This is a genomic window from Psychrobacter sp. WY6, from assembly GCF_018448495.1.
Classification (GTDB): domain Bacteria; phylum Pseudomonadota; class Gammaproteobacteria; order Pseudomonadales; family Moraxellaceae; genus Psychrobacter.
In genome coordinates this window covers 2295050-2318154 of the sequence record NZ_CP049902.1, presented here as the reverse complement: position 1 = coordinate 2318154, position 23105 = coordinate 2295050, and the positions used below count along the sequence as shown (strand labels likewise).

The window sequence follows — 23105 nt, the reverse complement described above, 5'->3', positions numbered from 1 at the left end:
AGGAGCATATTATGGACGCAGTGTCTAACACCCCATCTGCCCATACGATCGACCCCTCTTTCACTGACTATAAAGTCGCCGACATCAGCCTTGCTGACTACGGTCGCCGTGAAATTACCCTTGCCGAAGCTGAAATGCCTGCCCTAATGGGTTTGCGTCGTCGCTACGAAGCCGATCAGCCGCTTAAAGGCGCAAAAATCGCTGGCTGTATCCACATGACGATTCAGACTGCCGTCCTTATCGAGACACTAGTCGCGCTAGGTGCTGAAGTACGTTGGACCTCATGTAATATCTTCTCAACCCAAGACCATGCTGCTGCGGCTATTGCTGCTGCTGGCATCTCTGTTTATGCTTGGAAAGGCGAAACTGAAGAAGAGTACGAATGGTGCTTACGTCAACAAATCCACGTTGGCGGCGAAGAGTCAGGTCAGCTTTGGGATGCCAACTTAATCTTAGATGATGGCGGTGATTTAACTGCATTGATTCATAATGATTATGCCGAGCTTCTTGACAGCATCCATGGTATCTCAGAAGAAACCACTACTGGCGTCCATCGCTTAGTCGAAATGCTAAATAAAGGCACACTTAAAGTTCCCGCTATCAACGTTAACGATGCGGTTACTAAGTCTAAAAACGACAACAAATACGGCTGCCGTCATAGTTTAAATGATGCTATCAAACGTGCAACTGACATGTTCCTTGCTGGTCGTCGCGCTTTGGTCATCGGTTATGGCGATGTGGGTAAAGGCTCTACACAAAGCTTACGTCAAGAAGGCATGATCGTACGTGTCTCAGAAGTTGATCCTATCTGTGCCATGCAGGCATGTATGGACGGTTTTGAAGTATTGTCACCTTACATCAATGGTGATAACACTGGCGGCGCAGAAAACATCAACACCCGTCTGCTTGAAGACACTGACATGATTGTTACTACTGGTAACTACCATGTTTGTGACAGACATATGCTAGCAGCCCTTAAGCCTGGTGCGGTTGTTTGTAACATCGGTCACTTTGATACTGAGATCGACACCCAATTCATGCGTGATAACTGGCGCTGGGTTGAGATTAAGCCACAAGTGCATCAAATTTTCCGCTCGGACGACGAAAATGATTATTTGATTTTGCTTGCTGAAGGTCGTTTGGTTAACCTTGGTAATGCCACTGGTCACCCATCGCGCGTGATGGACGGCTCATTTGCCAACCAAGTATTGGCACAAATGTATCTGTTCGAAGAAAAGTTTGCTGACTTGCCAGCCGACGCACGTACTGACAATTTATATGTAAAAGTACTGCCTAAGAAGCTCGACGAAGAAGTCGCTGCGGCGATGGTTTCTGGCTTTAACGGTACGTTGACTAAGCTGACTGAAAAACAAGCAGAGTATTTGGGTGTGCCTGTCGAAGGTCCATTTAAGCCTGACGCTTACAAATACTAAAAGGAGCCAGACTGTGACTAAGCCTGCTTTCTCCTTTGAGTTTTTTCCTGCCAAAACCGAGCTAGGTCATGAAAAACTACTCAGTACTTATGATGAGCTGAATAAGCTATCACCTGCGTATTTTTCGGTGACCTACGGTGCTGGTGGTTCAACCCGAAATCGCACTTTAGATATCGTTCAAGCCCTGTGCGCACGCGGTGAGACTGACATTGCGCCGCATATATCTTGTATCGGTGATGATAAGGCGGAAATCGCTGAATTGCTCGATCTGTATAAAGGTTTGGGCATCAAGCGCTTAGTCGCGTTGCGTGGTGATTTACCATCAGGTCAGGTTGGTATGGGCGAGCTACCATTTGCGTTAGACTTGGTTAAGTTTATCCGTGAACATTCAGGCGATCATTTCCATATCGAGGTCGCAGCGTATCCTGAAATGCATCCACAAGCGCGCTTTGCGTTTGATATTGACAACTTGGTCAATAAATACCAAGCGGGTGCTAATGCATCGATTACCCAGTTTTCTATAACGCTGATAGTTACTTATATTTGCGAGATACCTTGAGAAGCGTGGTATCGATACGGTTGCTCAGCCTTTAATCGCTGGTATCATGCCAATTACTAACTCAAGTAATTTGGTACGCTTTGCCGATAGCTGTGGCGCTGATATTCCGCGTTATGTACGTAAGCAGTTGTCTGACTTTGGTGATGACCGCAAAGCCATTCGTGAATTTGGTTTTGATGTCGTCTATCGTTTATGCGAGCGCTTAATTGCTGAGGGCGTACCTGCCATGCATTTTATAGCATGAATAAGGTTGAGCCAAACAAGCGCTTGGTTGAAGCACTCGGCTTAGCTTAATTACTCATCATATTTATCGAATGTATTTTTTAAAGACTGGCGTTCCTAGGAGCGCCAGTCTTTTGGTATAAGAATTGCACTAATGCAAATTCTACTAAAGATAATCCCTTTACCCTCTCAAACGATATTCTGCTAAGATATTTGAAATATATATTCAAACAATAGGACTAAGCAACTGTGCGACGTTTTTTTTATGACACCAGCAATGACATCAGTGATGAAAAAGCTCACTCCATCCTCAACTTAGCACCTTGGCTATTGGGGATAGTGCCGAATTAACAGAGAGTATCGTCCATCATTGGTGCCGTGTATTACGTGCCAATATTGGCGATCAAGGCATATTATTCGATGGCTTTGGCGGCGAGTATCAGGTGCAGCTACAGGTCATCAGTAAAAAACACGCCACTGTGACATTATTAGCACATGTAGATACTGACCGAAGTGCCGCTGTCTTCACTAAAATCGGTCTAGTGATGAGCCGCGGTGAACGCATGGACTATGCGATTCAAAAATCCACCGAGCTTGGTGTCACTGCCATTCAATTGCGTAGCCATCATGGCGAGGTCAATCTAAAGCCTGCCCAAGTAGAAAAAAAACTGGCACATTGGCAGCAAGTTGCCATTGCCGCGTTGAACAATGCGGTCTTAACCGTCCACCGCTTATTATTGCGCCTGTGTCCATAAATGACTGGTTACAAAAGTCAGTGACTCACTCTGCCGATTCACAAATGGACGTTCGCCCTCCTACTACCAGTACTATTGTCACAACCCTTAGCCAAGACCCTTATTATCAAATATTACAACAACCAGCAGATTTGCGTCTGCAACTGAGCGTACCAGCTGCAGGACAACCAGCAATGCCTAGGTCGCTACCAACAGTCTTAACGCAACAGTCTCCTTATATTGAGCTGCTAATAGGCCCTGAAGGCGGTCTGAGTGTTGATGAATGCCAGCAAGCAGCGAAGGCTGGTTTTGAACCTTGGCAAATTGGCTCAAGAGTCTTACGCACCGAGACCGCACCCGTGGTGGCGTTGGCGACTCTGCATGCTTTGAGCTATTATGAGTAAATACCATATGCGTAATCCTAATTGCTGTTCCATTTCGACGTGATGAGTCCAACTATGCTGCTTTCGCCCCTATTTCCATCGCAGACAAACAGCAACTGCTGGCCGAGTTATGTGAGCAGCTTGATGATGCAATATTCATCTTGGATGTCCATTTACGCTATCTATCGGTCAATGCCAGTTGAGATTATCATTGGCTACAGTGAGTCATTTTTGCTTGGCGACCACTTGGTGTTTATGCGGCAGAGTTTTTATCAGATGAAGAAAGAGCCGTTTTAGCAGATATTACTAACCATCTAGACTGCAATGGTTTTTATGAAAACGACTTTTCGATGCCGAACCGTTATGGACAAATACTTGACTGTCACATGACTTATCGCAAAATCTGTGTCAATCATAAGACTTACTATATCGGTATGGTGCGTGATATGTCCTCGGTCGTCAAGGATCAAAAGCAAGTGGCGCATTTGCTCAATTATGATCAATTGACTGGGTTACCAAACCGTAAGGTTTTCTTGAGTCAGACCAGCGACCTATTGTTGGACAGCTATCAAGAAGTCGTGATTGTGCGCTTAATATTGACCGTTATCGCAATCTAGCAAGCTTACTTGGCCCTGATGGCATCAACACTTTGGTAAAAACTTTGTCACACGCCTGAAGAACCTCAAGCTCGATAATTTACAGTGTTTTTCCCATTTTGGCGGCGATGATTTTGCGTTATTATTCGAATCCAATGACGCTAACATGGTACGTCATCAGCTAGATAGCTTGATGCAAATGTGTGAACGCCCCTTCTCCTTAGATGAAAATACTGCGACAGATGCCAAGATTTATTGTCATATTTCCGTCGGGGTCAGTTACTTTCCCACTAACGACGACGAAGTGACAGGATTATTGACCAAGGCTGAAAAAGCCCTGCATTATGTCAAGCAGCAAGGCGGTGATGACATTTGCTGGTATGATACGGCCATTGACGAAGCCACTGCGGGTAGCTTGCAGTTAGAGGCGGAACTTAGAGCCGCCACCACTGAAAATCAGTTTGTTCCTTATTATCAACCAAAGTTTGAGTTGGCTACTGGCATCATTATTGGTTTTGAAGCGCTGGTACGTTGGCAACACCCGACTCGCGGACTGCTAAAGCCGATACATTTTATCAATGCCATTATCACTCATAAACTGTCGTTTGAGCTGTTCTCGCACATGGCGGTTCAAATAGCTAAGCAGTTATCGACTTGGCAACAGCAAGGATTTTGTCAGCATATCTGTATCAATGCAGATGCCGCCGAATTTAGCCACCCTGAGTTTTCTGAGATGGTGAGCAATTTACTGGTGCAACACCGTATTTCTGCGCATCAGCTACATATTGAAGTCACTGAATCATCGTTAATTCAGCGTCATGCAAATGTCAAAAAACAGCTTACTCTGCTCAAAGAGCTGGGAATTTGTCTGGCGTTGGATGACTTTGGCACCGGTTATGCTTCTTTGAGTTACTTACAAGAATATCCGTTTGATTTTATTAAAATTGACAAAAGTTTTATATCCAACATCGACACCGATCGTACCCAACATGCCATTGTAAAAGCTATTTTAGACTTGGCAATGGCACTTGATATGCAGGTAGTCGCCGAAGGTATCGAAACTGAACAACAGCGAGATGTGTTGCTAAAAATGGGCTGTCAACAGGGACAAGGCTATTGGTTTGGCAAACCAGTGCCAGCAGAGGCTGCGACTGAGATGTTGATTCAGCAGTACGCCGCCAAATAAACCCCCTTTAACGAATGTTTATTCATCCAGTATCATGAGTATTTTCATATGGTTATTCGCGTTTCCTCTTAACGCCTAACGTCGATTGTATAACCGATGCAAGATAGGTTCATGACTTATCAGTGCTGTCACCAAACTTGTATAATCCCCTCTGAAAGCCTATCTTTTATAGTGAATTTGTTAGAGCTTATTAAGTTTCAAGCTTACTCTGACCATCGCCATTCTTTTCAATACTATTTTATATAGCCGACAACATCGTCAATCTGCATTATTGCCTAGCATTTATTTGGGCTGTTAGATTAATATGGGCTGGACTTGTGCATTAAATAACAGTGCAGTCATGTGCCTACCCTTGATGATGATGGTTATATTCTCAAAAGGACAGGAAGTTATGCAATACAAAGCGCCCTTACGTGACATTCAATTCGTGATGCATGAGTTACTCGACAGCGAAAGCCATTATAAAACCCTGCCAGCATTCCAAGAAGCGGATCGCGAGCTAATGGACAGCCTGTTTGAAATGGCGGCAAGCTTTGCTGAAAATGAGCTATCACCATTGAATCAAAGTGGTGACGCTGAAGGCTGCCAGTTTAACAATGGTCAAGTGACCACGCCAAAGGGCTTTAAAGAAGCATACAAAGCGTATTGTGAGCTTGGTTTCCCAGCCTTATCTGCTGAAGAAGACTTCGGTGGTCAAAACATGCCGTTCTCATTATCGACCGTCATTAATGAAATGGTTGGTACAGCGAACTGGTCATTCTCTATGTACCCTGGTTTATCACATGGTGCGATTCAAACCATCGAGCATCACGGTACGGACGAGCAAAAACAAACCTACCTAGAAAAAATGGTCAGCGGCGAATGGTCAGGCACCATGTGCTTGACTGAAGCACATGCGGGTTCTGATTTGGGTATTATCCGCACCAAAGCCGAGCCTAAAGAAGACGGCAGCTATAGCATCACTGGTCAAAAAATCTTCATTTCAGCGGGTGAGCATGACTTAACGGACAATATCATTCACATTGTATTGGCTCGTCTACCTGGCGCGCCTGCTGGCACAAAAGGCATCTCACTGTTTATCGTTCCTAAAGTAACGGTCAACGAAGATGGTAGCCTAGGTGAAAACAATAACGTCGTTTGTGGCTCTATCGAACACAAATGGGTATCAAAGCCTCAGCCACTTGCGTGATGAACTTTGATGGCGCAACGGGTTATCTAATTGGCCCAGAAAACCGTGGTCTACAGTGCATGTTTACCTTTATGAACGTGGCGCGTATTGGTACCGCAGTGCAAGGTTTAACAGCAGCAGAATATGCGTTCCAAGGCTCATTGACTTATGCCAAAGATCGTCTAGCAATGCGTTCATTATCTGGTGTTAAAGCCCCTGAAAAAGTCGCTGACCCTATCATCGTTCATCCAGCGGTTCGTAACATGCTCTTGACTGAAAAAGCCTTTGCTGAAGGCGGTCGTGCTTTGGTCTATTACCTCTCACATTTTGCCGATACTGTTGCAAAAGGCGAAGGCGATGCGCTTAAATTTGCTGATCAAATGTTGTCACTATTGACACCTATTGCTAAAGCGTTCTTGACTGAAACTGGTCTTGAAGCGGCTAACCATGGCGTACAGGTTTATGGTGGTCATGGCTTTATCAGCGAATGGGGCATGGAGCAAAACGTGCGTGATACGCGTATTGCTTGCTTATACGAAGGTACCACTGAAATCCAAGCACTCGATCTACTAGGTCGTAAAGTATTGGGCTCACAAGGCAAACTGCTTGCAAACTTTGTCAAAATCATTCAGACATTCTGTGAAGAAAACAAGAAAACGATGAGATGGGTCAGTTTATTCGCCCACTTGCCAAACACCTTAAAGAATGGGGTGATTTGACTGCACGCATCGGCATGCAAGCCACTGAAAACCCAGATGCGGTCGGCGGCGCTGCGGTTGATTACATGTATTTCAGCGGTTATGTAACGCTAGCCTACTTGGGCACGCATGGCATTAGTAGCACAAACTGAACTTGCTAACGGTACTAGCGAACAAGCCTTCTACGACGCGAAAATAAAAACCGCGCAGTTCTACTTTGCTAAGCTATTGCCACGTACCACCACTCACGTACAGCGTATCAGCACTGGTGTTGAACCATACATGAGCATGGACGTTGATCAGTTCGCTTTTTAATTAGACGTTAAATACTGCTAATACTGTATTTTTATCGGCAACATACTCAGGTGTGTTGCCGATTTTCTTAGCGCTATTAAAATTAATAACGAGTAGAGTTAACACTGTCAAAAATCTATCCTTATTTTTATAAAGGCTATCCTTTATCAATACTTTTGGTGTACGCACAATTCACGAAGAAACACACCCGTGCGCAAGCTTATTTGCTAAACTTTGATTATTAACCGCTAAGGTTAGACCAAAAGAACAATTGATATCTTTAACAACTTTAATTTTATTTATTTGAACCAAAGGAATGTTTATGGCTGTTTATAATGCCCCTCTGAATGACATGCGCTTTATCTTAAATGATGTATTTAACGCGCCTAAATTTTGGCAAAACAACGAAAACTTAGCTCATGTCGATATGGAAACAGTCGATATGATTTTGGAAGAAATGGCAAAACTGTCAAAAAATATTCTTTTGCCAATCAACCGCAGCGGCGATGAAGAAGGCGCAACCTTTGAAGGTAATGGCGTCGTCACGACTCCTACTGGATTTAAAGAAGCGTATAAGCAGTATGCTGAATCAGGCTGGGTTGGCTTAAGCGGTAACGCTGAATACGGTGGTCAAGGTTTCCCAAAAATGGTGACCATGCTGACTGAAGAGATGGTATTCACTGCCAACCAATCGTTTGCCCTCTACCCTAACCTAACCGTTGGCGCAACACTGTGCCTAAACGCAGCGGCTTCTGAAGAACAAAAGCAAACTTACCTAGAAAAAATGTACAACGGCGAGTGGGCGGGCACCATGTGCTTGACAGAGCCACATGCTGGTACTGACTTAGGTATCATCAAAACCAAAGCTATCCCTAACGATGATGGTAGCTATGATATCTCAGGTACCAAAATCTTTATTACTGGCGGCGAGCATGACTTAACCGAAAACATCATTCATTTGGTATTGGCAAAAACCCCTAACGCGCCAGAAGGCTCAAAAGGTATTTCGCTATTTGTGGTACCAAAATTTTTGGTCAATGCAGATGGTAGCTTAGGCGAGCGTAACACGCTAGCAGTCGGCTCTATCGAGCACAAAATGGGCATCAAAGCCTCAGCCACTTGTGTCATGAATTTTGACAGCGCTAAAGGCTGGATGGTTGGTGCTGAAAACACGGGTCTGTCATCAATGTTTATTATGATGAACTATGAGCGTGTCACCATGGGTCTGCAAGGCCTTGGTGGTTCTGAGCTTGCTTACCAAAACGCAGCGCTATACGCCAATGATCGTGGTCAAGGTCGTAGCGATACCCAACTGCAAAGCCCAGAAAAACCAGCAGATGCCATCATTCATCATGCCGATGTACGCCGTATGCTATTAAATGCCAAAGCCAATACTGAAGCGTCACGTTGCTTTGCGATGTACGTTGCCAAAAATCTTGATCAGGAGAAGTTTAGTACCGATCCAGAGGCCGCTCAAGCTGCTGCCGCGCGTGTTGCCCTATTGACGCCTGTTGCTAAAGCGTTCTTGACTGACAAAGCGTTAGAAGCCACCATTGATTGCCAGCAAGTATTTGGTGGTCACGGCTATATCCGCGAATGGGGTATGGAGCAAATCGTTCGTGATACCCGTATTGCCCAGATTTATGAAGGCACCAATGGTATTCAAGCGCTTGACCTACTAGGTCGTAAAGTGGCGAAAAATAACGGCAAATACGTCACTCATTTCTTAGGTGAAATTCGTGATTTTGTCAATAACATGCAAGCAGATCATGGTATCAAGCAAGCAACGCTAGATGCTGCTGACACGATTGAAGCATTGACTAACACTGTGCTTAGCAACATTGGCGAGCGTAAAAACGAAGTCAATGGCTGTGCCGTTGACTACATGCATGCCTTTGGTTACCTCGCTTATTCGTACATGTTTGCGTTGATGGTAGAAGCCGCTAACGGTAAAGAAGGTGAGTTTTATACCAATAAAGCCAAGCTTGCCGATTATTTCGTCGGGCGTATTTTGCCACGCATTGATGCTCATGCACAAATGGTTCAAGCTGGTAGTGATCCAATGATGAACTTTGATCTTAGCTACTTTGATGTACCTGCTAGCTAATTTCTTACTTTTATAATAAAGTAAGCCATACCGCACTACGATAAGGGGACAGTCACGCTACTGTCCCTTTTTTTGCCAAAAATATCATCACAGTGATGGTTTCCACAATCGATATAATGAGCGCCACAAAATAACTGCTAACAAAATAATTAACCGCTCAGGCATTGTTACGATTAAAATAACGCAAAGTCACAACATTAAGATTGGTACAAATATCTTTAACGCCGAAACCAATAAGCTCTGAACCAATAATTTCCAAATTAGTGAGCTGTAAATTAAAAACCTAACAATCAATCGTGGTAGATATCGCGACATTGATAGCCAATATAGCCATTCAAAGCACTTATATCTTTGCTCATACTCAATAATAACAATGATTGAAATAACCACCACAAGGGATGCAATGTGTCAGAAATAAAACACATTTTACAACAGATTACAGCCTTAAGTGATGTGCCAGATCCTGCGGTACTCAAGCGCCTAATCGATGAGCTACGAGTGAGTGATAAAGCCCACATTAGCCAATCAAAACATTCAAGAGCTGATTGATATTTTACGTCAACATCCAGAATATGCAGATGGACTGTCAAGTTTCGTCTTAAAACTGATTATTAATCGCCAAATTGCTTTATATACCGATACCGGCATCATGTCGGATCTCAGGGCTTTTTTAATAGTCTACGTCGCCTTATCGGGCACCGTTTTTTACCGCTACTGCCACAAGAAGATTCTGTCGTAGAATTGGTCGGTTATTTATTTGATAAACGCTATGATGAGCGCTGGCTTGCCAATATTAAAAAAGACAAATGGGATGAACTGGTTGAGCTACTCAAAGTCGATGAGCAGCATTTAAACTTAGTTGCGACAGCAAAAAACAGTATTTTGAACGCGATTATCATTTTGTCATACCGTATCAGCGGTATTGGCTTGCATCCAGATTTGATGGAATTTTATCCGCAAATGCTGAATTATTCAGCGTCATTTGTGGCACAAAATCAAGAGGCGGTCTTATACGTCAATCAGTACCGAGAAGCGCATGAGCTTGATACTTTAACGGATATTACGCCCGAAAAAGCGGTAGATCCTGCGCCGTTATTGGTCATGATTGAACAATGCGAAGATATCGTTGCCACCATACGCAAGCGCATTTATAAAACAGGAATCTCTATTCGCCTGACCAACATGATGCTGCGTTTAGACCAAAGCTTGCAACGTATGCGCATCCTAACTGAACTGGTAGCAGATAATTATGATAAGCGTGATCAGGCGCTCATTGAGTTGATTCAAGCGCTGATTACCACTGCGAGCCGCCGTTATAGTATCGGATACTTAATTGATAATAATACCAAGCTGCTGTCGCGCAAAGTCACTGAAAATGCCAGCCGCGTGGGTGAACATTATATTAGTACCGATAAATCGGGCTACCAAAAAATGTTCAAGAAAGCCTCTATCGGTGGTTTTATTATTGCGTTTATGGCAACGCTTAAGATATTAGCCTATAACCTAGCCCTCGCACCGATGGGACGCGCCTTTGTCAATAGTATGATTTATGGATTGGGTTTTGTTTTTATCCATATCGTTCATGGTACGGTTGCTACCAAACAGCCTGCTATGACGGCGGCGGCAATCGCCTCTACTATTTCGGACGGTTCTGGCAAAAAGTCACACCAGTTAAATAAATTATCAGAATTGGTGGTCGATATTTTACGTACCCAGTTTGTGGCGATTATGGGTAATATTATGCTAGCGATACCAGTCGCTCTGATTATCTCTTTTGCATGGCTACAATATACTGGTGCGCGCGATGATCAATACCGACAAGGCTGCACACTTACTGCATGATCTTGACCCCTTTCACTCACTGGCATTGCCCCACGCGGCCATTGCTGGCGTCTATTTATTTTTATCGGGTCTTATTGCTGGTTACTACGATAACTTGGCAGTCTACAACCAAATCGGTGCCCGTATTCAGCGCCACAAACTACTTCAATACCTACTACCAAAAACTTGGTTACAGCGTTTAGGCGGTTTTATAGAAGCCAACCTTGGCGCCATTATGGGCAATTTCTTGTTCGGGGTGTTCTTAGGTAGTACTGCAACAATTGGCTATTTATTTGGCTTACCGATTGATATTCGCCACATTGCGTTTGCCTCGGCGAATTTGGCGCATGGACTGTTTAATATATCTGCCAACCAGTGGGATTGGCAGATTGTGTTTATTTCTATTTTAGGCGTTGCCCTTATCGGCATGGTGAACCTCATGGTCAGCTTCTCGCTCGCCTTATTTGTGGCACTGCGCTCTAAAGAAGTCAAATTCATGGAGTGGAGTCGTTTAACCAAGCAGCTTTTCAGCCATATGCTTACCCATCCTTCAGACTTTTTCTGGCCACGTGATAAGCCAATGAAGTATGCTCGTATCGACAGCCAAGGACATATGATTTTTGACGATACCAGCGCTCATAAAGGAGGACAAACTATTCCCAATAATTATGTAGTGCGCCGTTTGTCTGATGTAAAAATCCTACCTAAATCCAAGCAAAAAAGCATGCAAAATGAACAGGCTATCACAGACATAGATTACGATAATAACATCTCAAATGCTGACACTGACGCTGCGCTAAAAAGCCGGGAAACACACAGCACCACCAATCATATCAGTACCAAAAAAACCATTGAACTCGATGATGGGCTGATAGATGAGGAGCTCAATAGCGTCCCTTATAGTAGTGATATTCAATATGATAAAGCGCATAACGCCTTTACTGAGGGTAATGAGGCGATTGCCCATCCTGAAAGCGATAACAGCAACCCTGAAAAAAGGCTGCGAGCGATGCTAAAACCTCACTACCTAAACCCAAAAAACCACCAAACCTACCCAGCTAATGGGAAGGTTTTGGTGGTTTAATAAATCGTTTGGATAAGCCAAATAGTTGCGACATGACCTCATTTTAAAACGGAGATAGAAATGAGTCCATGCCCTAATATTATGTTTCTGGCTGTAAGCAGTGCGCACTTGACCTGATGATTTTTCCATCACTCAAGCGATAAGCCAATAGATCATTACCCCAAACGCAGCCGCCGTCAAGTGCACGCGCATACGGTAAGTCTACCTCACCTTTCAGCGCTGCCCAATGCCCAAATAATACCTTGCGAGTCCGCGGTACTTGCCATTCAAACCAAGGCAAAAAACCCTCTGGCATAGACGCTTCTAACCCTGCTGCAAAGCTAAATTCTAACGTGCCGTCTTGTTTGCACAGCCGCATACGAGTGAAATAATTGGCAATTGCACGCATTTTGGTAAAGCCGCTAATATCTGGATGCCAATCATCAGCAGTCTTACTATATAAATTCGGCAATAGACGATCCAGCTGTTTTAAACTACCTTGCAGTTGTGACTCTAACTGCTGCGCGTGATTTGCGGCCGCCTCAACCGTCCAATGCGGTGGAATGCCAGCATGAACCAATACCGTCTGCTCATCAGGAAAAGCCAATACTGGCTGATGACGTAACCATTCAAGCAGTTCATCGCAATCATCGGCAGCAAAAATGGGCGCTGTCTGATCCTTTTTTTTAATCTTTGCCGCACCGCGCCAGACAGCGATCAAATTGATATCATGATTGCCGAGTACTGTCGCGGCTGCCCCTTGCTCGCAAAGTGCTTTGACATGACGCAAGGTACTTAACGAATCTTCACCACGTGCCACCAAGTCCCCTGCAAACCATAGCTTGTCTTGTGCAGGATCAAAATCCAATATTTCAAGTAAATGAAGGTACGCCGCATAGCAACCTTGCAGGTCACCGATGACATACTGATGGCGAAAGCTCATAAATCCTCAGTGTTTTTACGTGATATTTTTATGTGAAAGTTTTATGTCGTCATTTCCATATAAATGTCTTTGACGACGAATCGGCAGTAACTCGATTTAAACCTCTACTTTACGCGCTTGATTGCTTAAATTCACAAAATCTTTCACACTTAAGACTTCAGGACGTGCTTGTGGGTCAATGCTACACGCTGCAAAATCTTCTTCGCTCAATGTCGGTAGCAACGTTGATTTTTTAAAGATGGCACGTAACGTCTTACGACGATGGTTAAAGGTTTCACGTACCACAAGCGCGAAATATTCTTCGTCCTCTGCGACGACTGGCTTAGTAATATGCGGCGTCAAACGAAAAACCGCACTGGTTACTTTTGGTGGCGGATTAAAAGCACCACGTGGTACGGTCAGTAGATAATCGGTATGGCAATGATACTGCATAATGACCGACAGGCGACCATAAGTTTTGCTACCGACATCCGCCGTAATACGCTCGACCACTTCTTTTTGCAGCATAAAGTGCATGTCTTGAATCACATCGGCATAACTGAGCAAATGAAATAAGATAGGCGTAGAAATTTATACGGCAGATTACCAACCACACGGAGCTTGCCACGCTCATCGCTATACAGCTCGCGATAGTCGACATGCATGGCATTGTCTTTGATGATCGTAAAGTTTCGATGGCTGTTGGCACCGATACGAATACGCAGGCTATCTGCCAAATCACGATCCAGCTCGACCACAGTCATCGCATCCACTTCTGCCAATAATGGCTCAGTCAGTGCGCCCATCCCTGGCCCAATCTCAATCAAATTGTCATCGCGCTCTAAGCGAATGCTCTCAACAATCTCACGGATGACACTGCGATCATGTAAGAAGTTTTGACCAAAGCGCTTACGTGGTTGGTGTTTGGCAGCGCGTAGGCTGTTGGTAATAGACTGAGCATCAAACGATGTTTTGGACATAAAAAAGTCTTCATAGATAAAAAAGAGAGGGTCGATAAGGCAATGCCAGCAATGTGCTAGTTTTATAATGATGAATTATAACACAGCTCATAATTGCACTGTATTTTTGAGATATTTTATTGTTAAACCACCCATACATTAGCGCAACCGACGCAGAGCCTTTTTTTGTTCTAAAATCATTTATTATAAGACTATTATGAGAGCAAGCATGGTTCCCTAGTGAGGACTTGAAGCTTTTGCTGTAGGCTAGTGATATCAATGTTTTAACTCACTGAAATACTCACGGTGTACTTTATGGTGTGCTTACCATACATATTCTATTCGTCTTTAGTGCGCTATAGACGCACCGATTAGACGTTATCTTAAATGAAATTGAGCATAAGAAAAACAGTTTATACAAGGTTCATTGAGGTATATATTAATATCAATGATCTGAATTCAGGAATTGAGCCATGTTAACTTTTCATTCAAAATCATCATTGCCGATAATTAGAACGGCAATGGCTTCTACTTTATTAATCGCTGCTGTACAACTGATGACAGGCTGTGACTTACAGCCCTCATCTACAAATAACGATGACACTACACAAACGAATAATATAGACAAAGATATGATCGAGGGTGGTGTATCAGAAAGTATGCTGAGGAGATAAAAGGAGGGTGACAGCCAAAGCAAGATGATATATTTGAGGTTATGAAGACACAAATAGATATCAGTTGCCCCGACTGTCACAGTCCCAGTCTAAAGAAAAATGGCAAAAAAATCTATGGCAAGCAGAATTATCAATGTAAGGACTGCAAACGTCAGTTTATTGGCGACCATGCATTAACTTATAACGGCTGTCACTCTAAAGTGGAAGAGCTTATACGGCTCATGACAGTTAGAGGCTGCGGCGTTAGAGACATAGCTGTTATAGCCTCAGTATCGGTAAAGTATTGAGCACCATAGGCTCATCTGTTTATAAGATTACGCCTAAGAAGCGCTACTATGAACGCTTAGAGGTTGATGAATTCTGGACTTACGTGTATCGCAAAAAGCGTAAAGTTTGGCTTATTTATGCTTATGATCGCGTTACTAATGAGAATGTTGCTTATGTTTGGGGCAGACGCGACTTAAAAACGGCTAAGAAGTTAAGAGCTCGTCTCAAGCAGCTTAAAGTCAGCTATGGCTCTATCAGTATGGACAACTGGGACAGTTTTATAACCGCCTTTAAATTTGACCACAAACGAGTTAGCAAATCTCATACGGTAGGAATTGAAGGTAATAACTGCCGTCTTAGACACCGATTGCGTCGGGCGGTTAGAAAAACCTGTTGTTTCTCTAAGAAGCTCGATAATCACTTCAAAGTGTTTGATATGGTGTTCTTTTACATCAATTATGGTTACGTCTGATGCCGGCATACTTTTTAGAACACCACCTGATCGAGAATGATGAGATGCCTGTCAATCCAGCACCTACAGATACAAGTGCTATAGATGAAGCCCAAACTAACAAAGCGACAGATATAGCTGATGAACAAATCGTCAGCCCGTCAGGGTATCAGAAACTAAGCTTTGGTCAGGTTATTACTCCTGAACTACTAAGCAGCCTAGGAATGACCAAAGCCAAGAGCGATAACGAAAAATGCTATTACGTCAGTAATCCAGAGCTGAGCTATATCGATAAAAAGTACGGTAAACGTGCTTCTGTGCTGTATCAAATCATAGACAACAAGGTTGCCCTGATTAATATTCAGGATCCAAGTATCCCGTTTTATAAAGACATCAACGTTGGCAATTCCGCTACAGACGTTATGAAAGCACATAATGACGAGCTTAGCTACGAGATCGATAATATGCGGTTGATGGTGACTACTATAACCTGATTGCTAATGTCAATTTCAAGGTAATAAAAGAAAGCCCACTTGGAGAATTCTTAAAAGATGACAATATTGAGCTTAATAATAAACAGGATAAGTTACCCCTACAAATTGAATATCATGTCAAGGGTGGTCAAAAGCTGAGTGATTCTATGATTAAGGCGACTGAGTGGACAGCAGAGCATAAAAACCTATTAAAAGGTGAGGTAGAAAGCATAGATATTGGTATACCAGAAGCGATTTATTTGGTGGAAGGTTGCTCTTAAAAGTTGAACGTAAAAAACCCAGCATCTAGCTGGGTTATTAGTGGGAGGTCGTTTTTATAAGGTTGCTTTGTGACTCATGCTTAATCAATGAGTTATCACACTCTCTAAAATCGTATACGCTGCTTTGACCCTATCTGCATTGGGATAGTTTTTATTTGCCAGAATGACAATGCCTGATTTTTCGGCAGGAATATAAGCGATATAGCCACCAAACCCATTAGTAGCGCCTGTTTTATTGACCCAGACGTTGTTTAAAATAGACGTTGGATGATTGTCTATTTTAATGGCTTGAGGCTTTAGCACCACATCCATTGAGTTACCTTCGAGTAAGGTATTTAGCTGAGTAGGATAAGAGTACATCTCCCATCCTAACCCTTGGGTAAAAGTACTCGCCTGATAGTAACCCTTTCTATTATTGTCTAACGCTTGCTGAATATCTTTATCCAGCGGCACCAGCCCCATATTCGCCGCCATAAACTGCGTCATATCTTTAATGGTGGATTTAATGCCATAGGCTTCAGCGTCTAACATGCCAGGATTGACTCGGATAGCATCGCCAACAGCATTATAACCAAACGCATAATCCGCCATTTTGTCATTAGGCACATTGATAAAGGTGTTGGGCATATTGAGTGACGGCAGTATTTTTTCTTCCATCAATTGTGTGTAATCAGCATCCATGCTCAATGCCGATATATAACCAAACAATCCTATGCTGGCATTGGAATATAAACGCTTTGAGTTGACAGAAAAGACTGGCTGCCAAGATTTATAACAACTAAGCAACTCTTTATTGTTTTGACTTCATCAGGTACTTGTAACGGCAGACCACCAGCTGAATAGGTAACTAAGTTTATAAGCTTGGTGTTGCCAATGGTGCTGTTTTTTAGGTAGGGAATATATTTATCAGCAGTATCTTCTAATGTAAGAGTGTGCCATTTAATTCTGAATAACTGGCTAAGGTAGCAGCAAACGTCTTATGATTGAGCCTAGCTCAAAAATAGTGTTTTCTGAGACAGGTATTTTGGCTTTCTTATCAGCCAAACCATAATGATAAAAATGTGATTTGCCATCGATGATGACGCCAAAAGACATCCCTGAATATCATGCTCATTCATTAGTAATTTGGCTTGTTGATCAACGGTGCTCTTAGATGGTCATTGTTATCTGCTGCTTGTACTGTTCCAGATAGTAATGATGCTGTCACTAAAGCGGTAAGTCCCACTTGATTTAACAGGGTCTGAAAAGATGTTTCATTCTAGGGCTTCTCATTTATTCTGATAGATGTACTGATAATTTAGTGAGCATGCAAATAGCGCTTTGCTTTCAGTTCAGATATGCCATCTTACATTATCTCAGAATGCTGAATCCCCGACAATCTTAGCGATTTAGTATCATAGAATGGATCTTTTAGGATGTACCCTAGCAGAACCAGCTATTTCAGCCCTCTAAACCTATTAATAGACCACTTATAACAGACTGCTATGGCGGAACCAATTATATTAAACCCTGTTTGATAATTCATAAATAGCCATTACTCACACTAAAGTTACCCAATACTGCGTGATAAATGTCGCTAAGGTGCCGGCTTATGCAAGAGGTCTATTTAATAAGCGATTTATCTGCCATCTCGTTTGCCATTTTTAATGCTTGATACAAGCTAGTGGCACTAGCATTGCCGCGCCCCGCTAAATCAAGCGCAGTCCCATGATCAACCGAGGTACGGATATACGGCAGTCCTAAAGTAAGATTGACGGTATCACCAAAACCATGTGATTTGAGCACCGGCAACCCCTGATCATGATACATAGCAATCACCGCATCACAGTTGGCTAGATGTCTGGGTGTAAATAACGTATCCGCTGGCATTGCCTCTGATATATCGACGCCTACATCGATGAACTCTTGCAACACTGGATTGATAATCTCAATCTCCTCGACGCCTAAATGCCCACCCTCGCCTGCATGTGGATTAAGACCACAGACTAAAATACGTGGCTGCGTTAAGCCAAATTTTGCTTTCATCTCATCGACGACAATTTGTACGGTCTGGCGTACATTGTCAGACGTGATTGCAGCAGGGATATCTTTTAGCGGTAAATGAGTGGTAACAAGCGCCACTTTCATGGCTTGATTGGCGAGCATCATAACCACTTTATCACAGCCACTTTGCTGCATAAAAAACTCTGTATGACCGCTAAACATTGTGCCATCTAATAGCTCAATATCAGCTTCTATCAATGCAGACTTTTGCAATGGTCCAGTGACGATAGCAGCCACTATTTTGTTGGTTGCCAACTGATGGGCAATGTCTAACTGCTTAGCAACCATTGCTGAATTGCGCGTGGTGTTAATTTTCCCGCAGACAACTGGCTCAGCACAAGATATATTAAGTAGAATAAAAGAACTATCCACGTTCGTATCTGGCTGCGACATCTGCTCTACAACGTTAAGATTAAAGTCATCGGCATCGATATCAATAGTTTGCCAGATGGGAAGGTTTTTCAATACATCAGCTGCAACCAACTCATCTGCGCGCTTTGTCATAGCGGTGCTATCGGCAGTGACCCAAATTGGACGTTCAAAATCTTGCAATTTACCCTCAGCCGCTAATAGCAGCACGATATCCATCCCAATACCAGCAGGCTCACCAGTTGTGATTAATAATGGCAATTTTTTTTGTATATCTTGCATCATAACTACGCCTTTATATTTATATTGAGTCGTGAATTTTATTGTATTTTTATGGGGAAAATAAGTACTGACACTTATATTGTATAGATGATTTTTTACTTATTACAACCGTCATCTAGAATAGATAGTTATCTATCGGTGCCGAAAAAAGCCTATTATGTGTTAAACTTTCGCTTTTCATTATAGCATTTACCGGTCAACACAGAGATCAGGTTTTGGTACTTCAATTATAGTGGCACGTGGCGTTTTATTTGCTATATCAGCACCCAATGAAACCCTGATGTCACATACCCATTTATACCCTCTTTTATATCGACTTTTGACACATTAGGCAATCATGGCAGACAACGAAAAAACCGACGACTTACTCAATCAGACACCGCCGCACAATATCGACATTGAAAAGGCATTGCTCGCGTCCTTAATGAGTATCGAAGAGGCGTACGACAAGATTGCTGATATCGTTACCAAAGATGATTTTTATGCAGGGCGACATCAGTATATTTTTGATGCTATTGCTCATTTAGCGGCAGTCAACGAACCCTATGATACGGTCATGGTACACGACTGGCTAGAAGCACAAAAACTCCTTAAAAGTGCAGGCGGCGATAGCTACTTGGCAGATATTTTGAGCCAAAGCCCTGCGACCTTGTTTAACCTGACCGCCTATGCTCAGCGCGTCCGTGAACTATCTACTCTACGCCAACTGATTACGACTGGCAATGAGATGCTCACGCTCGCCTATAATCCTAAAGACCAGAGCGTCAGTGATATTTTAGACAGTGTTGAGGGTAAGATATTTAGCATCAATGAGCAGCACAATAAACGCGCTGAACAGCGTGGACCTGTGGGCATTACTGCTGTTTTGACCAACGTTATTGATAAGATTCAAGAGCTTAAATCCAATCCCGATGGCATGATTGGTTTGCAGACGCCGTTTGCTGAGTTGAATAATAAAACCCAAGGCTTGCAGGCAGGTGACTTAATCATCGTGGCTGCGCGCCCTTCTATGGGTAAAACCACCTTTGCCATGAACTTGGCAGAAGGTATTTTATTTAACGAAGATCTGCCTGTTGTGGTGTTTTCGATGGAGATGCCTGCTGAGTCTATCGTCATGCGTTTGCTGTCCTCATGGGGCGCGATTAATCAGACGCATCTGCGTTCTGGGCAAATGAATGAAGATGAATGGGCAAAAATGATGAACGCCATTCAGCACTTACAATCTAAACATCTCTATATTGATGATAGTACTGCTTTGCCACCATCTGAGATGCGTTCACGCTGCCGCCGTATCGCTAAAAATCATGATGGCAAGCTTGGCGCTATCGTCGTCGATTATCTGCAGTTGATGAAAGTACCAAACCTAGATGGCAACCGTGTTGGGGAAATCTCAGAGATTTCACGGAGTCTCAAGGCGCTAGCACGTGAGCTTGAATGCCCTGTTATCGCTTTGTCGCAGCTTAACCGCAGTCTAGAAAACCGCCCTAACAAGCGCCCTATCATGTCGGATTTGCGTGAATCGGGTGCGATTGAGCAGGATGCCGATTTGATTATGTTCATCTATCGTGATGAGGTTTATAATGAGAATACAGACCACAAAGGCGTGGCTGAAATTATTATTGGTAAGCAGCGTAACGGCCCTATCGGCACCATACGTTTGGGCTTTGAAGGGCAATTTACCCGCTTTATTAACCTAACACCAGAATACTATCAAAATGTCAGTTTCGAGAATGACGAGTAATCAATCTTATAAAACTTAAGCCTAATAAAACTAAACCTGATAAAGACTGAAGCTTAACCATAAGCGAACAAATAGTTTTTAATAAAATAGCCAGTGCTGCATTAGCCCAATTGATGCAGTACTGGCTTTATAACTTCATAATTCTACTTATAAAGAAGCCAATTATGCGTACTATCACAATCAAACCACAAGCCATTACTCACAACTTAAATCAAGTTAAGAAAATGGCAGCAAACTCTAAAGTCCTAGCCATGGTCAAGTCCAACGCTTACGGACATGGTGTGGCAGCGGTATTGCCTGCATTGCACCAAGCAGATGGTGTTGGTGTTGCAACCCTGACTGAGGCGCTAGAAGCTCGGCAGTTAGGCTGGGACAAAACCATTGGTTTGATTGAAGGGGCATTTACCACTGATGAGTGGCAGCAAGCCATTGAGCATGATATTAGCTGCGTGATTCACCATGCGCCGCAATTGCAGTGGGCACTCGACAATATCCCACCAGCCAATAGTGCGACCAGAGTGGTTTGGCTTAAATATAATACTGGTATGAACCGTCTAGGCTTCAACGCTGAAGGTATTATGGCAGCGGCTAAGCGTCTGCATGAAGTGGGATATCAGCTGATACTAGCCACGCATTTTGCTAATGCCGATGACAGCACTCATCCATTAAACTCAATGCAAATTCAGCGTTTTTCGGAGGTATTAGATACCTTACAAGCGACCATTAGCGCTGATATTAAAGGCTCATTATGCAATTCAGCCGGTATCGTTAATTTTCCAGAGCATCATTATGACTGGGTACGTCCCGGCATTATTTTATATGGTAGCGCCCCTGTCATTGATAAAAGCGCGCATGAGTTAGACTTACAGCCAGCGATGGATTTCAGCGCACAAATTATCGCCCTGCAAACAGTTCAGGCGGACAATTCTATTGGCTATGGCAGTCGTTGGACAGCGCAGAAAGACACTAGAACCGCACTGGTGAGTGTCGGCTACGGCGATGGTTACCCTCGTGTCATCAGCGATGAAGCCTATGTCACTGTTATAGATACTATCAACGATCAAAGCTACCGATGTGCAGTCATTGGACGCGTGGCAATGGATATGATTGTCATTGATGTCAGTACCGCGCCAGAAGACATTGCGTTAGACAGCAAAGTAATACTGTGGGGCGATGCCCCGCACGTCGATGAAGTCGCCGCACATGCAGGTACGATTAGCTATGAGCTACTATGCCGCCTAAGCATTCGCCCAAATCGCATACAAGTATAATTATGCTGACCTCGTCACTATTCATGTAATGTCTGTTTGCCAGACTTATAAATCATGGCAAATTGGACATTTACATTAAGCCTAATTGCGCTATACTAAAAGTTTGTTGTCACCCCAGTATACGCACTGACGCGATGCTATTAAAGACTGATGACGTTTCACTGACTGCGATCGACTGCTAGGATTACTATGAGTTTGCGCCATTTTTTGACCTTATCTGATTTAACCAAACAAGAATTAGAAAACCTTATAAAGCGTGCCAGCGAATTGCGCAAGATGCAACACGCAGGCGAGATATATCAGCCGTTTGTTGGTCGTACGCTTGGCATGATATTTGAGAAATCCTCAACCCGTACGCGCATCTCATTTGAGACAGGTATGGGTCAGTTTGGTGGTAGTGCTATCTTTTTGTCGCCAAATGATACCCAGCTTGGGCGTGGTGAGCCGCTAGAAGACTCTGCTCGTGTCATATCGAGCATGGTCGATATCATCATGATTCGTACCTTTGGTCACGAAAAAGTTGAGACCTTTGCTGAATACTCAAGTGTGCCTATCATCAATGCTTTAACTGACGAATTTCATCCTTGTCAGCTACTGGCTGATATGCAAACCTATTATGAGCACCGTGGAAGTATCGAAAATAAAATCGTTACTTGGGTCGGTGATGGCAATAATATGTGTGCATCCTATATGCAAGCAGCTCATCAATTTGGTTTTGAGCTACGCGTCGCTGCGCCTTATGGGTTTGAGCCTGACCCTGAGCTGATGAAACGCTTCTCGCATTGCGTCAGTATTGTCGAAAACGTACAAGAAGCCGCGAAAGATTCAAATTTAATTGTCACCGATGTATGGGCAAGCATGGGACAAGTCTGAACAAATACTCGTGCGCGCCGTTTTGCCGCTTATCAAGTAACGCCATCACTATTGGACAAAGCCGATCCTGAAGTGGTATTTATGCATTGTCTACCCGCGCATCGTGGTGAGGAGATCTCTCATGATATGCTTGACGATCCACGCTCAGTGGTATGGGATGAAGCCGAAAATCGCTTACATGCGCAAAAAGCCTTGATGGAATTCTTATTACAAGACAAAATAAAACTTTAAAAAT

Annotated in this window: 15 protein-coding genes and 6 pseudogenes; 16 read left to right on the top strand and 5 right to left on the bottom strand. The window is 43.4% G+C overall.

All coding sequences use genetic code 11. The features are described 5' to 3' along the window. The first annotated feature begins 11 nt into the window (after positions 1-11). The 11 genes and pseudogenes from ahcY (at position 12) to G7Y90_RS19140 (ending at position 12285) form a co-directional block, all read left to right on the top strand. Positions 12-1433 (top strand): adenosylhomocysteinase, encoded by a 1422-nt coding sequence (ahcY, locus tag G7Y90_RS11545; RefSeq protein WP_250162422.1) that lies wholly within the window; start codon positions 12-14, stop codon positions 1431-1433. A gap of 13 nt (positions 1434-1446) precedes the next feature. Beyond that, positions 1447-2286 (top strand): annotated as a pseudogene (locus G7Y90_RS11540) (methylenetetrahydrofolate reductase). A 210-nt stretch (positions 2287-2496) separates the two neighbouring features. Beyond that, positions 2497-3352: pseudogene (locus G7Y90_RS19160) on the top strand (16S rRNA (uracil(1498)-N(3))-methyltransferase). A gap of 54 nt (positions 3353-3406) precedes the next feature. Beyond that, positions 3407-3628 (top strand): hypothetical protein, encoded by a 222-nt coding sequence (locus G7Y90_RS11530; RefSeq protein WP_250162421.1) that lies wholly within the window; start codon positions 3407-3409, stop codon positions 3626-3628. Positions 3629-3681: 53 nt separating this feature from the next. Beyond that, the gene (locus tag G7Y90_RS11525) at positions 3682-3948 is read left to right on the top strand and encodes a hypothetical protein (protein WP_250162420.1); all 267 of its coding nucleotides are present in this window, start codon (positions 3682-3684) and stop codon (positions 3946-3948) included. A 145-nt stretch (positions 3949-4093) separates the two neighbouring features. Next, entirely contained in the window at positions 4094-5113 is a 1020-nt protein-coding gene (locus G7Y90_RS11520) for a putative bifunctional diguanylate cyclase/phosphodiesterase (RefSeq protein ID WP_349773342.1), read from the top strand. Between the two features lie 391 nt (positions 5114-5504). After that, a pseudogene (locus G7Y90_RS19155) lies at positions 5505-7294 on the top strand (acyl-CoA dehydrogenase C-terminal domain-containing protein). A gap of 301 nt (positions 7295-7595) precedes the next feature. Further along, positions 7596-9380: an acyl-CoA dehydrogenase C-terminal domain-containing protein gene (locus tag G7Y90_RS11510; protein WP_201560237.1), complete on the top strand. Its 1785-nt coding sequence runs from the start codon at positions 7596-7598 to the stop codon at positions 9378-9380. A 405-nt stretch (positions 9381-9785) separates the two neighbouring features. Next, positions 9786-9929, top strand: coding sequence for a hypothetical protein (locus G7Y90_RS19150; RefSeq protein WP_250162419.1), 144 nt, complete (start codon positions 9786-9788; stop codon positions 9927-9929). An 81-nt stretch (positions 9930-10010) separates the two neighbouring features. Then, positions 10011-11222 (top strand): transporter-like protein, encoded by a 1212-nt coding sequence (locus G7Y90_RS19145; RefSeq protein WP_502937432.1) that lies wholly within the window; start codon positions 10011-10013, stop codon positions 11220-11222. Then, complete coding sequence (locus tag G7Y90_RS19140) at positions 11185-12285, top strand: transporter-like protein (protein ID WP_250162418.1); 1101 nt, start codon at positions 11185-11187, stop codon at positions 12283-12285. Before G7Y90_RS19145 ends, G7Y90_RS19140 begins: the two co-directional genes overlap by 38 nt. Positions 12286-12364: 79 nt before the next feature. On the opposite strand, the gene G7Y90_RS11490 is transcribed toward G7Y90_RS19140, so the two are convergent. Together G7Y90_RS11490 and rsmA are read right to left on the bottom strand one after the other, a co-directional pair. After that, positions 12365-13207 (bottom strand): symmetrical bis(5'-nucleosyl)-tetraphosphatase, encoded by an 843-nt coding sequence (locus G7Y90_RS11490; protein WP_201560235.1) that lies wholly within the window; start codon positions 13205-13207, stop codon positions 12365-12367. A 96-nt stretch (positions 13208-13303) separates the two neighbouring features. Further along, positions 13304-14166: pseudogene (gene rsmA / locus G7Y90_RS11485) on the bottom strand (16S rRNA (adenine(1518)-N(6)/adenine(1519)-N(6))-dimethyltransferase RsmA). 694 nt (positions 14167-14860) lie between these two features. On the opposite strand from rsmA, the pseudogene G7Y90_RS11480 reads away from it, so the two are divergent. Together G7Y90_RS11480 and G7Y90_RS11475 are read left to right on the top strand one after the other, a co-directional pair. Next, a pseudogene (locus G7Y90_RS11480) lies at positions 14861-15558 on the top strand (IS1 family transposase). Next, positions 15558-16031: a hypothetical protein gene (locus tag G7Y90_RS11475; protein ID WP_250162417.1), complete on the top strand. Its 474-nt coding sequence runs from the start codon at positions 15558-15560 to the stop codon at positions 16029-16031. Before G7Y90_RS11480 ends, G7Y90_RS11475 begins: the two are co-directional and overlap by 1 nt. 344 nt (positions 16032-16375) lie before the next feature. On the opposite strand, the gene G7Y90_RS11470 is transcribed toward G7Y90_RS11475, so the two are convergent. The 3 genes from G7Y90_RS11470 to pdxA form a co-directional block, all read right to left on the bottom strand. After that, positions 16376-17077, bottom strand: a complete 702-nt coding sequence (locus G7Y90_RS11470; protein ID WP_250162416.1) for a serine hydrolase — start codon at positions 17075-17077, stop codon at positions 16376-16378. A gap of 171 nt (positions 17078-17248) precedes the next feature. Then, a complete protein-coding gene (locus G7Y90_RS11465) occupies positions 17249-17386 on the bottom strand; it encodes a serine hydrolase (protein ID WP_250162415.1) in 138 nt (45 codons plus the stop codon). A 507-nt stretch (positions 17387-17893) separates the two neighbouring features. Then, complete coding sequence (gene pdxA, locus G7Y90_RS11460) at positions 17894-18988, bottom strand: 4-hydroxythreonine-4-phosphate dehydrogenase PdxA (protein WP_250162414.1); 1095 nt, start codon at positions 18986-18988, stop codon at positions 17894-17896. A 334-nt stretch (positions 18989-19322) separates the two neighbouring features. On the opposite strand from pdxA, the gene dnaB reads away from it, so the two are divergent. The 3 genes and pseudogenes from dnaB to argF all read left to right on the top strand — a co-directional run bounded on the left by dnaB (position 19323) and on the right by argF (position 23101). Then, a complete protein-coding gene (gene dnaB / locus G7Y90_RS11455; RefSeq protein WP_087815967.1) occupies positions 19323-20726 on the top strand; it encodes a replicative DNA helicase in 1404 nt (467 codons plus the stop codon). Between the two features lie 164 nt (positions 20727-20890). Then, the gene (gene alr / locus G7Y90_RS11450) at positions 20891-21997 is read left to right on the top strand and encodes an alanine racemase (RefSeq protein ID WP_201560231.1); all 1107 of its coding nucleotides are present in this window, start codon (positions 20891-20893) and stop codon (positions 21995-21997) included. Positions 21998-22186: 189 nt separating this feature from the next. Then, a pseudogene (gene argF, locus G7Y90_RS11445) lies at positions 22187-23101 on the top strand (ornithine carbamoyltransferase). The last annotated feature ends 4 nt before the right edge of the window (positions 23102-23105 follow it).